This is a genomic window from Corynebacterium tuberculostearicum, assembly GCF_013408445.1.
In the GTDB taxonomy this organism is placed as follows: Bacteria; Actinomycetota; Actinomycetes; order Mycobacteriales; family Mycobacteriaceae; genus Corynebacterium; species Corynebacterium tuberculostearicum.
In genome coordinates, this window is sequence record NZ_JACBZL010000001.1 from 49,158 (window position 1) to 62,750 (window position 13,593).

Annotated in this window: 11 protein-coding genes and 1 tRNA gene; 4 read left to right on the forward strand and 8 right to left on the reverse strand. The window is 62.9% G+C overall.

Features of this window, described 5'->3' with window-relative positions; all coding sequences use genetic code 11:
- The first annotated feature begins 78 nt into the window (after positions 1-78).
- A complete protein-coding gene (locus BJ985_RS00230) occupies positions 79-1,281 on the forward strand; it encodes an IS481 family transposase (RefSeq protein ID WP_005323622.1) in 1,203 nt (400 codons plus the stop codon).
- A 53-nt stretch (positions 1,282-1,334) separates the two neighbouring features.
- Here BJ985_RS00230 and BJ985_RS00235 read toward each other — a convergent pair.
- From BJ985_RS00235 to BJ985_RS00255, 5 genes are all read right to left on the reverse strand, one after another.
- Positions 1,335-1,407, reverse strand: a tRNA-Arg gene (locus BJ985_RS00235).
- A 59-nt stretch (positions 1,408-1,466) separates the two neighbouring features.
- Positions 1,467-1,748, reverse strand: coding sequence for a glutaredoxin domain-containing protein (locus BJ985_RS00240; RefSeq protein ID WP_179386212.1), 282 nt, complete (start codon positions 1,746-1,748; stop codon positions 1,467-1,469).
- Entirely contained in the window at positions 1,748-2,278 is a 531-nt protein-coding gene (locus BJ985_RS00245; RefSeq protein WP_179386213.1) for a dihydrofolate reductase, read from the reverse strand. The genes BJ985_RS00240 and BJ985_RS00245 overlap by 1 nt, the downstream gene beginning before the upstream one ends.
- Positions 2,278-3,081, reverse strand: a complete 804-nt coding sequence (locus tag BJ985_RS00250; protein ID WP_373366762.1) for a thymidylate synthase — start codon at positions 3,079-3,081, stop codon at positions 2,278-2,280. Before BJ985_RS00250 ends, BJ985_RS00245 begins: the two co-directional genes overlap by 1 nt.
- Before the next feature lie 4 nt (positions 3,082-3,085).
- Positions 3,086-3,844, reverse strand: a complete 759-nt coding sequence (locus tag BJ985_RS00255; protein WP_179386215.1) for a 3'(2'),5'-bisphosphate nucleotidase CysQ — start codon at positions 3,842-3,844, stop codon at positions 3,086-3,088.
- A gap of 35 nt (positions 3,845-3,879) precedes the next feature.
- On the opposite strand from BJ985_RS00255, the gene BJ985_RS00260 reads away from it, so the two are divergent.
- Genes BJ985_RS00260 through BJ985_RS00270 form a run of 3 tightly spaced genes read left to right on the forward strand, consistent with a single transcriptional unit; the run spans position 3,880 to position 9,954 of the window.
- Positions 3,880-8,679, forward strand: coding sequence for an ATP-dependent helicase (locus BJ985_RS00260; protein ID WP_179386216.1), 4,800 nt, complete (start codon positions 3,880-3,882; stop codon positions 8,677-8,679).
- A gap of 18 nt (positions 8,680-8,697) precedes the next feature.
- Positions 8,698-9,516, forward strand: coding sequence for a DNA-formamidopyrimidine glycosylase family protein (locus tag BJ985_RS00265; RefSeq protein ID WP_179386217.1), 819 nt, complete (start codon positions 8,698-8,700; stop codon positions 9,514-9,516).
- 24 nt (positions 9,517-9,540) lie between these two features.
- The gene (locus BJ985_RS00270) at positions 9,541-9,954 is read left to right on the forward strand and encodes a YccF domain-containing protein (protein WP_034668289.1); all 414 of its coding nucleotides are present in this window, start codon (positions 9,541-9,543) and stop codon (positions 9,952-9,954) included.
- Positions 9,955-10,118: 164 nt separating this feature from the next.
- Here the strand turns inward: BJ985_RS00270 and pgi are convergent, their stop codons facing one another.
- The 3 genes from pgi to BJ985_RS00285 form a co-directional block, all read right to left on the reverse strand.
- Positions 10,119-11,756: a glucose-6-phosphate isomerase gene (gene pgi, locus BJ985_RS00275; RefSeq protein WP_179386218.1), complete on the reverse strand. Its 1,638-nt coding sequence runs from the start codon at positions 11,754-11,756 to the stop codon at positions 10,119-10,121.
- Positions 11,757-11,842: 86 nt separating this feature from the next.
- A complete protein-coding gene (locus BJ985_RS00280; protein WP_179386219.1) occupies positions 11,843-13,189 on the reverse strand; it encodes a Na+/H+ antiporter family protein in 1,347 nt (448 codons plus the stop codon).
- A 47-nt stretch (positions 13,190-13,236) separates the two neighbouring features.
- Positions 13,237-13,560: a chorismate mutase gene (locus BJ985_RS00285; RefSeq protein WP_179386220.1), complete on the reverse strand. Its 324-nt coding sequence runs from the start codon at positions 13,558-13,560 to the stop codon at positions 13,237-13,239.
- Between the last annotated feature and the right edge of the window lie 33 nt (positions 13,561-13,593).

A 13,593-nucleotide genomic window follows, 5' to 3' on the forward strand; every position in this document is an offset into this window, starting at 1 on the left:
TAGAAAACTCTGAAGTTAAATTTGCCCGGCCGCGACAAAAAGTGATGTCTCGAGACATCGATCCTCCATGCTTTAAAAATGGAGCAGAAATCAAAACCAAGCCCAAAAATCATCATCGAAACCATGCTTGCTACCGGCATGACTCAAGCCGAAGCAGCTGACCATTTCGGCGTCAGCACCAGATGGATCCGAACACTTCAAGCCCGCTACCGAGAAGGCGGAATCAACCGCCTAGAACCACGCTCTAAACGCCCGCGCACTAATCCCCGAGCGCTCAACCCCAGCACTGTCGACCGCATACTTAAACTGCGCCAGGACCTCACAGAACGCGGCACTAACGCCGGAGCCCATACAATTCGCTGGCACTTGCAGCAAGAGGGAATCGACCCACCACCAGCACCATCCACAATCCACCGAGTGCTCGCAAACAACGGTCACGTCATCGCCCAACCACAAAAGCGTCCTCGCAGCTCATGGATACGATTTCAAGCAGATCAACCCAACGAAACATGGCAAATGGACTACAGTGACTGGACCATCGCAGGTCACAAGCGAGTAGCTATCCTCACCATCTTGGACGACCATTCCCGGTTCATCATCTCCTGCTGTGCCTACAACAATGCCACCGTGGGAAACGTCATAGAAAGCTTCATTAATGCAGGCCAGACACACGGCTACCCCCAGTCCACCCTCACCGACAACGGCCGAGCATTCACAACCAGCACAGACCGGACAAACCCCGCGCGAAACGGATTCGAGCAACTGCTCATAGACCTAGGAATCAAGCAGAAAAACGGTAAACCCTACCACCCCCAGACACAAGGAAAAGTTGAACGCTTCCACTACACCCTTAAACTAGCCCTAGCAAGCAAAATACCAGCTCAAAGTCTCGATGAACTCAACTCTCAGCTAAAAGAAATCATCGAATACTACAACCACAAACGCCCCCATAGAGCCCTAAACAGAACCACCCCCGCAGAAGCCTACACAGCACTGCCCAAAGCTCTCCCAGCAGACATCAAACCAGACCACGACTACCGCCTACGCACTGACAAAGTAGGCACCAACGGCAAGACAACCCTGCGATGGGGTGGCAAACTACGCCGCCTCTACATCGGGCGCCGATGGGGCGGCGAACCAATCACCATGGTCTGCATCGACAACCGCGTAAGCATCAAAATAACCACCACTGGGGCACAAATCGCCGCCTACACACTCGCCGAAGAAAAGATCTATTACAACAAGAAAGACAACGAACTTGACCCCCAACAGGGCAACTGAAAACGAAAAATCTCGAGGCATCGACCGGAACGATGTCTCGAGACTTCACATTGTGCCCCAGAGTGGATTCGAACCACCGACACCGGCTTTAGGAGAGCCGTGCTCTATCCCCTGAGCTACTGGGGCGGGGTTGCGTGTGCAACTTGGCTAATCATAGCAGTGGGGCGGGGGCGCCCCGAAATGGCTTAGTTCTCCGCCAATTCCTTCTGCTTATTGCGCACGGAGGAAGCCGGCGGGTTGGTCTCGTGGGTGCCGTCGGAGTAGAGGACGGTGGGGATGATGCGGTTGCCGTCGTTGACGGATTCGATCCAGGCGTTGATGTCTTCGGTGTTGTCACCTTCGACGTCGACAAGCTCGTATGGGGTCTCGGTGCGGTCCAGGTTCTTGATGAGCTTGGCGCAGAATGGGCACCAGTCGGCGTAGAAAATGGTGACGTCGGAGTTGGTTTCGGGGGTTTGTACAGTCATTAGGCTGCGTCCTTTCGGTCGTAGGTTAAAAAGCGGTACTTGATGGGAAGATCGCTGGCTTCTTTATCCGGCAGGGCCAGGTGGCCCTTGGCGGAGGTGAGCCAGTCGGTGCTGTGGGCGAGGCCGAATTCCTCGGGGATGTCGGGGGCATAGATGGATTTATCGCCATAAACATTGCCGATATTGACGCCCATGAGCGTGACCTCAATGCGGTCCACCTGGTCCAAGGTGGCGGTATAGATTTGGCCACCGCCGATAACCCAGGCGTCGGAAAGCGAGGGCATTTCGGTGAGGACTTGGGCGCCGGCGGACCACTGGCCGGGGGCGCGGGAGGAGAGCACGTAGTTCTCGCGGCCGGGAAGCGGGCGGAACTTGGGGTTGAGGGACTCCCAGGTTTTCCGGCCCATGATGACCGGCGCGCCCATGGTCACGTCCTTAAAGTGCTTGAGATCCTCCGGCACGTGCCAAGGCATCTGCTCGCCATCGCCAATGATGCCGTCCAGGGACTGCGCCCATATTGCGCCCAACATTAAACGGACACCTGCGCCTTGATGGTGGGGTGGGGGTCGTAGCCTTCAATCTCAAAGTCGGCGAAGTCATAGGAGAACATGTCCTCCGCCTTGTGGAGGTTGAGCTGCGGGTACGGGCGCGGTTCGCGGGAAAGCTGCTCTTTGACCTGTTCCACGTGGTCGTTATAGATATGGCAATCGCCGCCGGTCCAAATGAGCTCGCCCACCTTGAGCCCGGCCTGCTGGGCAAACATGTGGGTCAGCGCCGCGTAAGAGGCGATATTGAAGGGCACGCCCAAGAACATATCGGCCGAGCGCTGGTAGACCTGCATGGACAAGGTGCCATCAGCCACGTAGAGCTGGAAGAGCAGGTGGCAGGGCATCAGCGCCATCTGGTCGAGCTCCGCGACGTTCCACGCGGAGACCAAGTTGCGGCGAGAATCCGGGTTGTTTTGCAGGGTGTCGAGCGCCTGCTGGATCTGGTCAATGTGCTGGCCGTCCGGGGTGGGCCAGGAGCGCCACTGCACGCCGTAAACCGGGCCCAGCTCGCCGTTCTCATCCGCCCATTCATTCCAGATGCGGACTTTATTGTCCTGCAGGAACTTGATATTGGACTCGCCCTTGAGGAACCACAACAGCTCGCCCAGCACCGCATGGAAGTAGACCTTCTTGGTGGTCAGCAGCGGGAAGGACTCGGCCAGGTTATAGCGCAGCTGCGCACCGAAAATGGAGCGCGTGCCGGTGCCGGTGCGATCGCCTTTGGGCGTGCCGGTCTCTAGGACCTTTCGCAGAAGATCCTCGTATGGGGTCTCAATCATGGGCATTAGTTTAGAATCCGCCATGCTCCGCGGCAAAGGCCTGGGCGTGCTCCAAGATTTCATCCTTGAGCTCGGGGCGGCAGATGAGGATATCCGGGATGAAGGTGTCCTCATTATTGAAGCGGATTTCGGAGCCGTCGAGACGGCAGCAGTGCAGGCCGGCCGCCTGGGCGACGCCCACCGGGGCGGCCTGATCCCACTCGTACTGGCCACCGGCGTGGATATAACCGTCATAATCGCCGAGCAGCACGTGCATGGCCTTGGCGCCCGCGGAGCCGACGCCCACGACTTCATAGCCCATTTTCTCCGCAATGTAGTCGGCTACCTTGGGCGGGCGATTGCGGGAGACGACGAACTTCTTAGACAGCGGGCCGGTGACTGCTCGAACGTCCGAGGACTTGAAGGTAACGCCGAGATCCGGCAGGCCCACCGCCGCGTGGATGGGGATGCCATTTTCTACGAGGGCAATATGTACCGCCCAGTCCTGGCGGCCGGTGGCAAATTCTTTGGTGCCGTCGAGCGGATCCACGATCCACACGCGGTCCTTCTTCAAACGGGCTAGGTCATCGGAGGCTTCCTCAGAGAGCATGCCGTCCTGGGGACGGTGCTGCTCGAGGACGCGGGCGATCCATTCTTGGGCGGCTTCATCGCCGGCGTCGCCAAGCGAAAGGCCCCGTAGCAGGCCCCCGTTGCGCACGCCTTTCAGGATCTCACCGCAGCCCTGGGCGAGGGAATTGGTCAGGCGGGAATCAGAAATCTCGACGGTCATGGTGCCCACATTACAACGCAGACTAGAGTGTGGGCATGCCAGAAAACATCCTCGACCGCTTCCGCCCCCAAGTAGCGCAGTGGTTTCAGGATGTATTTGCTGATCCTACCGCCGTGCAGGCGCAGGCCTGGGCGAGGATTTCCCGCGGTGAGCATGCCCTTGTGGTGGCCCCCACCGGCTCTGGTAAGACCCTCGCCGCATTCTTGTGGGCGCTGAATAATTTGGTTGAGCGCGAGGGCCAGCTGGCGCTGCCGGTGGGCTCTGGGACTGCTGGATCCGCCGCCGGGGTGAAGGTGCTGTATATCTCGCCGCTCAAGGCGCTGGGCGTGGATGTGGAAAATAACTTGCGCGCCCCGCTGACCGGCATTGCGCGCACCGCGGAGAACCTAGGGCTGGACGTACCGGATATTTCGGTGGGCGTGCGCTCGGGCGATACGCCGTCTGCCGAGCGCGCGCGGCAGGTGCGCAAGCCGCCGGATATCTTGATCACCACCCCGGAGTCGGCCTATTTGATGCTGACCTCCAAGGCGGCGGGGATTTTAAAGACGGTGGATACCGTCATCATCGATGAGATCCATGCCCTGGCCGGTACCAAGCGCGGCGTGCACCTAGCGCTGACCTTGGAGCGCCTACAGCAGGTGGCGGGTAACTTCCAGCGCATTGGGCTTTCCGCCACCGTGCGGCCGCTGTCTGCGGTATCAAACTTCTTGGGCGGCAACCGGCCGGTGGAGATTGTGGCCCCGGATGCGGAAAAGAAGTGGCAGCTGGACGTGCACGTGCCCGTGGAGGATATGTCCGATCTTCCAACGCCGGAGCAAGGCTCCACCATCGGGGAGATGACCGTGGATGATGCCATCGGCATTAGCGCGCCCTCCGTGGATGAATCCGCGCTGCCCACGGCCAAGTCCATCTGGCCGTATATCGAGGATGACCTCTATGCGGAGATCATGGCGCACCGCTCCACGTTGGTATTTGTGAATTCCCGCCGCACCGCCGAGCGGCTGACCAGCCGGCTCAATGAGCTCTATGCGGCCGAGCACGATCCGGAATCGCTCTCGCCGGAGACTCGGCGCGACCCGGCCCAGCTGATGAAGCAGGTCGACGTCGCCGGCAAGGCCCCGGCCGTCATCGCCCGCGCCCACCACGGCTCGGTGTCCAAGGACGAGCGCGCGATGACAGAGACGATGCTGAAGGAGGGCACGCTCAAGGCCGTGGTGGCCACGAGCTCGCTGGAGCTGGGCATCGATATGGGTGCCGTGGAGCTGGTGGTGCAGGTGGAATCGCCGCCCTCGGTGGCCTCCGGCCTGCAGCGCGTGGGCCGCGCCGGGCACTTTGTGGGCGCGGTATCGCACGGCTCCTTTTATCCCAAGCACCGCGCGGATCTAGTGCAGTCCACACTGACGGTAGCGCGCATGCGCGCCGGGCTCATTGAGGAGATGCATACCCCGCGCAACCCGCTGGACGTACTGGCGCAGCAGACGGTGGCGGCCGTGGCCGCAGCCGGGGACGATGGGCTCGATGCCGATGAGTGGTACGAGATGGTCCGCCGGGCTTGGCCCTACCGCGATCTGGCGCGCGAGGTCTATGACTCCGTGCTGGACCTGGTCAGCGGCGTGTACCCGTCCACGGACTTTGCCGAGCTCAAACCCCGCGTGGTCTATGACCGTGTTTCTGGTGTGATGACCGCGCGGCCTGGTGCCCAGCGCGTGGCCGTGACCAGCGGCGGCACGATTCCGGATAGGGGCATGTTCGGCGTATTCCTCTATACCGGCGCTGGTGAGGGCACCGCGGGCACGCCGCGCCGGGTGGGCGAGCTGGATGAAGAGATGGTTTACGAGTCCCGGGTGGGCGATGTCTTCACCTTGGGTGCGACCAGTTGGCGCATCGAGGACATCACGCGCGACCAAGTACTGGTCACCCCCGCGCCGGGGCATACCGGCCGCCTGCCCTTCTGGAATGGCGATGGCGCAGGTCGCCCCTATGAGCTGGGCAAGGCACTGGGCGAGTACCGCCGCGAGGTTTTTAGCTCGCCGGAGACAATTGCGGATGCCGACGATAATGCGCGCTCCAATATCGTGGCCTACCTGCAGGAGCAAAACGAGGCCACCGGTGTTATTCCGGATGAAAAGACTTTGGTGCTCGAGCGCTTCCGCGATGAGCTGGGGGACTGGCGCGTGGTGCTGCACACCCCGTTTGGCCGGCCGGTGAACTCCGCGTGGGCACTTGCGGTAGGCGCCCGGGTGGGCGAGCGCACCGGCATGGATCCGCAGGCGGTGGCCGGTGATGACGGCATCGTGCTGCGCCTGCCGGAGTCAGAATCCGATCCCGATGGATCCATCTTCGCCTTCGATGCCGATGAGATTGCCGATATCGTGGCCGAACAAGTGGGCAATTCCGCGCTCTTTGCCTCCCGCTTCCGCGAGTGCGCCGCCCGCGCGCTGCTTTTGCCCAGGCGCAATCCCGGCAAGCGCGCGCCGTTGTGGCAGCAGCGCCAGCGCGCCGAGCAGCTTTTGGACGTTGCCCGCAAATACCCGTCTTTTCCCATCATCTTGGAGACGGTGCGCGAGTGCGTCCAGGACGTCTACGACGTTCCTGCGCTCACGGAGGTCATGCGGGAGCTGGGCCATCGGCGCATCCGCATCGCGGAGGTCACCACCGAACAGCCTTCGCCTTTCGCCTCCTCGCTGCTGTTTAACTACACCGGCGCGTTTATGTACGAGGGCGATTCCCCGCTGGCGGAAAAGCGCGCGGCCGCCCTGGCCCTCGACCCAGCGCTTTTGGCCAAGCTGCTGGGCACGGTAGAGCTGCGCGAGCTGCTCGATCCAGAGATCATCGCCGAGGTCCACGCCCAGCTCCAGCGCACCGATCCCGCGCGCCGGGCCCGCACCACCGAGGAGGTGGCGGACGTGCTGCGCGTGCTCGGTCCGATTCCCGTGGACGAGCTGGGCGAACATACCGACGTCCCGCTATCCGCCCTGGACCAGCTGGGCGCCCGGATTATGCGCGTGCGCATTGGCGGGCGCGAGCACCTAGCCCAGGCTCAGGACGCACCCCTGCTTCGCGACGCCCTGGGTATCCCCATTCCTCCCGGCATCCCCGCCCAGGTGGCCACCATTTCCGATGCCCTGCCGCAGTTGGTCTCGCGCTGGGCGCGCACGCGTGGTCCGTTTGTGCTGCGCGATCTCACCGAGGCCTTCGGCATATCTGTCTCCGCCGCGCACACCGTCCTCGGCGCGCTCGACGGGGTAGTAGAAGGCCGCTACCGCCAGGGAGTGGAGGAGCAGGAGTACTGCGCCGCGGCTGTGCTCAAGACTATTCGCTCGCGCTCGCTCGCCGCAGCTAGGGCGGCCACCGAGCCGGTCTCGGGCGCTACCTTCGCCCGCTTCTTGCCGGAGTGGCACAGCATCGCCCCGGCCGGCAAGCGCCCCGCGCTGCGCGGTGCCGATGGCGTCTTTTCCGTCATCGAACAGCTCGCCGGGGTGCGCCTGCCTGCCTCCGCGTGGGAATCGCTCATCCTGCCCGCCCGCGTGGGCGATTATTCGCCCACCATGCTCGATGAGCTCACCTCCAATGGCGAGGTGCTCATCGTCGGCGCCGGCAAGGCCGGTGCGGCCGACCCCTGGATCATGCTGCTGCCCTCGGACTATGCCGCCCAACTCGCCCCAGAAACGGATGCCGAGGGCGTGAGCATGCTGCAGCGCGCCATCCTCGATGTCCTCGGTCGCGGCGGGGGCTTCCTCTTTGCCGATATCTCCGCCGAGGCCCCCGGCACCACCGAGGAGACCCGCGAGGCCCTCTGGGGGTTAGTGGAGATGGGCCTGGTAAGCCCCGATTCCTTCGCGCCGATCCGCACCCGGCTGTCCTCCGGCGGCTCGCGCTCAGGCCGCACCGCGCACCGCTCGAAGCGCCGGCCTACCCGCTCGCGCCTGCGCATGGGGCGCACCTCCTTCGCCCAAGCGCAGAACGCCGCGGGCGCGGGGACCCCGCCCGATGTCATGGGCCGGTGGTCGCTTGCCGTGTCTGCCGCCACCGATGCCACCTCCCGGTCCGTCGCCCACGGCGAGGCCTGGCTCGACCGCTACGGCGTGCTCACCCGCGGCTCCGTCGTGGCCGAGGACGTGCTCGGTGGTTTCGCGCTGGCCTATAAGGTGCTCTCCGGTTTTGAGGAATCCGGCAAGGCCATGCGCGGCTACGTCATCGATGGGCTCGGCGCCGCGCAATTCTCCACGCCCGCCATCATCGACCGCCTGCGTGGGCTGGCCGATTCCCCGGATGTTACCGGCTGGCCGTCTGGTACCACCGAGCCCGAGACCTTTGTCCTCTCCGCCTGCGACCCGGCCAATCCCTACGGTGCGGCCCTGCCGTGGCCGCAGCGCGACGACGCCGACGGCAAAGCCACCGGCGGGCCGACCCGTTCGGCAGGCGCGCTGGTAGTGCTTATCGACGGCCTACCCATCGCCCACCTCACCCGCGGCGGCAAAACCCTCACCACCTTCCTGGAATCGCTGCCGGGTGGTATCGACCCAGCAGAGGTATATCCCCGCTTGGTAAGCGCGCTCACGGACATGGTGGCGAGGGGAGCGTTGTCCCCGTTGGTTATCGAAAAGTGCAATGGCAGCCCCATCCATAAAACCGATGCGGCGGCCCACCTGCGCGAAGCCGGCGCCGGAATTACGCCTAAGGGCGTGCGCATCTCTGCCCGCGCCGCTGCTCCGCGCACCCCACGTGCAGGACGCCGCGCGAGCGAGGCCATCGAAGAACTCAGCTTTGATGATCCGCCGCCCGCACCGCGCAATAATGGTGGCTTCCGCCCGCGCGGCGGGTACCGTCGCTAAAGATCCACTGGAGGTGTTATGCCCGAAGGCGATTCCGTCCTGCAGCTATCCAACCGCCTGCAGTTCATGGCCGGACGCGAGGTTACCGGCTGTTCCGTGCGCGTACCGCGCTATGCCACCGTGCATCTAGAAGGCATGGTGTGCGAGCGCGTCTGGCCTTATGGCAAGCACCTCTTCATGCAATTCGACCAGACCATCGTGCACACCCACCTCAAGATGGAAGGCACCTGGGCCATCCATTACGCAGGCGACCGCTGGCGCAAACCCGGACATACCGCGCGCATCGTCCTGCAGCTAGCCAACGCCCCGCGCGATATTGAGGTCGTAGGTCACCAGCTGGGCTTCGTGGATATCTATCCCGCCGACCACTACCACCAGCGCATCGCGCGCCTCGGTCCGGATATCCTCGACCCCCACTGGGACCGCGAGGAATCCCTGCGCCGGCTTAATGCCCGGCCCCAGCGCGCCATCGGCGCGGCGCTGCTCGACCAAAAGGTCGTCGCCGGCATCGGCAATGAATACCGCGCCGAGGCCTGTTTCCTATCGGGGGTCCACCCGGCCACACCAGTATCCGAGGTGGATACCGCCCGCATCCTCGACATCTCTCGGCGCATCATGTGGGCCAACCGCACTTCCCCGGTGCGCGTAACCACCGGCGTGCGCCGCGCCGGGGAGACGACCTATGTCTTCGGCCGCAACCGCAAGCGCTGCCGCCGCTGCGGCACCTTCATTACCAAGGGAGTGCTTGGTGGCGTGGATGCCGGCGGCGATGAAGGCGAACTCGAGCGCATCATCTGGTGGTGCCCGTACTGCCAGCCGCTTCACCCCGCGCAATAAGATTCCCGCGCTAGTGTGGGGGACATGCGTACCTTTCTTAACATCGTTTGGTTTATCACCGGCGGGTTCCTCCTAGCCCTTGCCTATTTCCTCTTTGGCATTATTGCCTGCATCTTCATCGTCACCATTCCAGCGGGCGTGGCGTCGTTCCGCATGGCTAATTTCGCCCTGTGGCCATTTGGCCGCTCGGTAGTGCAGCCGGTCAAGGGCAGCGGCTCCATGTCCACCTTCTCCAATATCGTCTGGTTCGTGGTCGCCGGCCTGTGGCTGGCCATTGGCCACGTCACCACCGCGGCGGCACAGGTAGTGACCATCGTGGGCATCCCGGCCGCGCTGGCCAACCTGAAGATGATCCCGGTGACTTGCTTCCCGTTCGGCCGCCGGATTGTGAACTCGGAGGACATTCCCTTCGGCTGGGAGCCGATGGTTAAGCTCTAAACCGCATTCCGCTGACACAACAAGCACGTTTCGCCCGATTTCGCGCTGATTTGGGGCAGAACGTGCTTGTTTTACATCGCCGTGGGGCGAGCGAGGCCATAAAGCAGCCGCGTTATCCGCCCCGCCGAGTGGGTGGGAGGGGATAACGCGGCTCAAAGTGGGCTTTAGCGGTTGGAGCGGTACCAACCGATGAGCTCATCGGTGGACTGGTCGCCGGAGTCGGCAGCCTCAGCGCCGGAGACGGCCGGGGCCAGGTCATTGGCCTGCTGCTTGCCCAGCTCCACGCCCCACTGGTCGAAGGAGTTGATATCCCAGATAACGCCCTGGGTAAACACGATGTGCTCGTAGAGGGCGATGAGCGCGCCGAGCACGGCGGGGGTGAGCTCCTCGGCCAGGATGGTGGTGGTTGGGCGATTGCCCGGCATGACCTTGTGCGGCACGACGGCCTCGTCTACGCCTTCGGCCGCGATTTCCTCTGCGGTCTTGCCAAAGGCCAGTACCTTGGTCTGGGCAAAGAAGTTGCCCATGAGCAGGTCATGCATGGAGCCGGAGCCATCGGCGGTGGGGAAGTCCTGCTTCGGGCGGGCAAAGCCGATGAAGTCCGCCGGGATGAGGCGCGTGCCCTGGTGCATGAGCTGGAAGAAGGCGTGCTGGCCATTGGTGCCCGGCTCGCCCCAGTAGATTTCCCCGGTGGATGGGGCGGTAACCGCGGTGCCATCGCGGCGCACGGACTTGCCATTGGATTCCATGGTCAGCTGCTGCAGGTAGGCCGGGAAGCGGCCAAGGTCCTGCGAGTAGGGCAGCACGGCGTGGGTCTGGGCGCCGAAGAAGTTGGTGTACCAAACGCCGAGGAGGCCCATGAGCGCCGGGACATTTTCTTCCAGTGGGGTGGTGCGGAAGTGCTCGTCCATGGCGTGGAAGCCCTCGAGGAAGCGCATGAAGTCCATCGGGCCGATGGTGCACATGAGGGACAGGCCGATGGCGCAATCCACGGAGTAGCGACCGCCGACCCAGTTCCAGAACGGGAACATGTTCTCGGTATCGATGCCGAACTCGGCTACCTTCTCCGCGTTGGTGGATACGGCGACGAAGTGCTTGGCCACGGCGGATTCATCACCATCGAATTGCTCGATGAGCCAGCGGCGCGCGGCGTGCGCATTGGTCAGCGTTTCCTGAGTGGTAAACGTCTTGGAGGCGATGATGAATAGGGTAGATTCTGCATCCAGGCCATCGAGCGTGGCGGCCATATCGGCCGGGTCAACGTTGGAGACGAACTCGGCCGAGATGCCAGCGACCTCATAGGAGCGAAGTGCCTTGGCCGCCATGGCCGGACCAAGGTCGGAGCCACCAATGCCGATGTTGACTACCTTTTTAATGGTGTGGCCGGTATGCCCCAGCCAAGCGCCGGAGCGCAGCGCGGTGGCAAAATCACGCATGCGGCCCAAGACCTCGTGGACATCGGCGGCAACATCCTGGCCGTCAACGGTCAAGTCATCTTCGGCCGGGATGCGCAGCGCGGTATGCAGCACGGCGCGGTCCTCGGTGTTATTGATGTGCTCGCCGGCGAACATGGCGTCGCGGCGGGCCTCAAGGTCGGCGGCCTTGGCTACCTCAACCAGCTGCTTGACGATGTCCCCGTCGATCAGGTTCTTCGACAGATCCACGTGCAGCCCGGCGGCGTCGAAGGTGAAGTTGCGGGCGCGGTCTGCATCGGCGGCAAAAAGCTCGTGGAGGTTGAGGTCCTTTTTGTCCTCATATACCTTCGCGAGCTCGCTCCACTGGGCAGATGCGGTGATATCCATGGTGGTAGGCCTTTCTGGCAACTAGCGCATTGGCAACATGTACCCCTCCCACCGTAGTCCAGAAAGGGCACCCGCGTCGGACCCTTCTAGAGGATGAGTGCGCCTGCCCAGCCGGCGATGAGCAGCGGAATATTGAAGTGGATAAAGGTGGGAATGACCGAGTCGCGGATGTGGTCGTGCTGGCCGTCCGCGCCGAGGCCCGCGGTGGGGCCGAGGGTGGAATCGGAGGCGGGAGAGCCGGCGTCGCCAAGCGCGCCTGCGGTGCCAATAAGCGCCACGGTGGCCGCGGGGCTAAAGCCCAGCGACATGCACAGCGGCACATAGATAACGGAAATGATGGGCAGGGTGGAAAAGGACGAGCCGATGCCCATGGTGACCACGAGGCCTACCACCAGCATCGCGCCGGCGGAGAGGACCTTATTGGTGCCAAAGAGGCTAGCGGTGGCATCTACCAGCGGGCCGACCTCATTGGTGGCCGTCATGACCGAGGCAAAGCCCTGGGCGGTGATCATGATGAAGCCGATGAGCGCCATCATCTTCATGCCATTGGTAAAGACATCGTCCGCGTGCTTCCAGTCCACCGCGCCGGTAAGCAGCAAAATGCCCAGGCCGGTCAGCGCGCCGACCATGAGGCCATCGGACTCGAAGTCGAGCGCCTGCATGACAATCTGCACCGCAAAGGTGGCAATGATGGCCACGACGGACACCCACACCTTATAGGCAGAGGGGGCCTCCTGGTGCTCCTCAGCCGCGATGGGCAGGTTTTCATAGTCGCGCGGCTTGCGGTAGCTAAAGAAGATGGCGATGAGTAGGCCGGCGAGCATGCCGAGCGCTGGCACGCCCATGACCTGCATGATATTGATATCGGAGGTATCAAGCCCCGCCTGCTGGATATTAAAGAGCAGGATGTCATTTAAGTAGATGGAGCCAAAACCCACCGGGATAAACATGTAGGTGGTGATAAGGCCGAAGGTCAGGCAGGTGGTAATCAGCCGGCGGTCCAGCCGCAGCTTATTCATCACTGTCAGCAGCGGCGGGATGATGAGCGGGATGAAGGCAATGTGGACCGGGATGAGGTTCTGGCTCATCACGGACATGGCGATGAGCCCGAGGATGAGCATCCACTTGGTGGCCAGGGCGGCTTTGGGGTCTGCTTCGCCGCTGCCGCCGAGCTTGCGGATGAGGAAATTAGCCAGGACCTGGGGCAGCCCGGCTGAGGCTACGCCCATGGCAAAAGCGCCCAAGAGGGCATAGCTCAGCGCAATCTTGGCGCCGCCGCCCAAGCCGTCTTGGAAGGCAACCATGGTGGCATCAAGCCCCATGCCGGACATGAGCCCGCCGACGATGGCTCCTAGGAAGAGCGCTACCACCACATGCACGCGCAGGAGGGCGAGCACGAGCATGACTATGACGGCGACGAGAACTGCATTCATGCTAATTCAGGGTACTGTATAGTATCGGCTGGCCAGTAATTATTCGGCTAACCCAGCCGGCCGCGGCCCATGCGCAGCAGCGCCGACGCGATGGTGGGTCCTTCCTCACCGAGTTCATCGCGGAACTGATTCAAAATGGCGATCTCGCGCGTGTGGACCAGGCGGGTGCCGCCGGAGTTCATGCGGGTGCGGCCAATGGCCTGGGAGACTTCCGTGCGGCGCTTGGCGGCATCCAAGATGATGCGGTCCATGCGGTTGATTTCTTCGCGATACTGTTGGATCTCCGCATCAGAAAGGGGATCATCCGTGCCCGAAGGCGTGCGGATGTCCAGGCCGTTATCGACGATGTCATTGTTTTCTTCTGCGGTCATAAGACCATATTGTGCCACCCGCCCGCGCAAAAG

Bases quoted from the DNA above. Each gene is read 5' to 3' on its own strand.
- BJ985_RS00250 (WP_373366762.1), bottom strand. From the start codon at position 3,081: ATGCCCATGATTGAGACCCCATACGAGGATCTTCTGCGAAAGGTCCTA.
- BJ985_RS00285 (WP_179386220.1), bottom strand. From the start codon at position 13,560: ATGACCGCAGAAGAAAACAATGACATCGTCGATAACGGCCTGGACATC.
- BJ985_RS00240 (WP_179386212.1), bottom strand. From the start codon at position 1,748: ATGACTGTACAAACCCCCGAAACCAACTCCGACGTCACCATTTTCTAC.
- BJ985_RS00245 (WP_179386213.1), bottom strand. From the start codon at position 2,278: ATGTTGGGCGCAATATGGGCGCAGTCCCTGGACGGCATCATTGGCGAT.
- BJ985_RS00260 (WP_179386216.1), top strand. From the start codon at position 3,880: ATGCCAGAAAACATCCTCGACCGCTTCCGCCCCCAAGTAGCGCAGTGG.
- BJ985_RS00270 (WP_034668289.1), top strand. From the start codon at position 9,541: ATGCGTACCTTTCTTAACATCGTTTGGTTTATCACCGGCGGGTTCCTC.
- BJ985_RS00255 (WP_179386215.1), bottom strand. From the start codon at position 3,844: ATGACCGTCGAGATTTCTGATTCCCGCCTGACCAATTCCCTCGCCCAG.
- BJ985_RS00280 (WP_179386219.1), bottom strand. From the start codon at position 13,189: ATGAATGCAGTTCTCGTCGCCGTCATAGTCATGCTCGTGCTCGCCCTC.
- pgi (WP_179386218.1), bottom strand. From the start codon at position 11,756: ATGGATATCACCGCATCTGCCCAGTGGAGCGAGCTCGCGAAGGTATAT.
- BJ985_RS00230 (WP_005323622.1), top strand. From the start codon at position 79: ATGGAGCAGAAATCAAAACCAAGCCCAAAAATCATCATCGAAACCATG.
- BJ985_RS00265 (WP_179386217.1), top strand. From the start codon at position 8,698: ATGCCCGAAGGCGATTCCGTCCTGCAGCTATCCAACCGCCTGCAGTTC.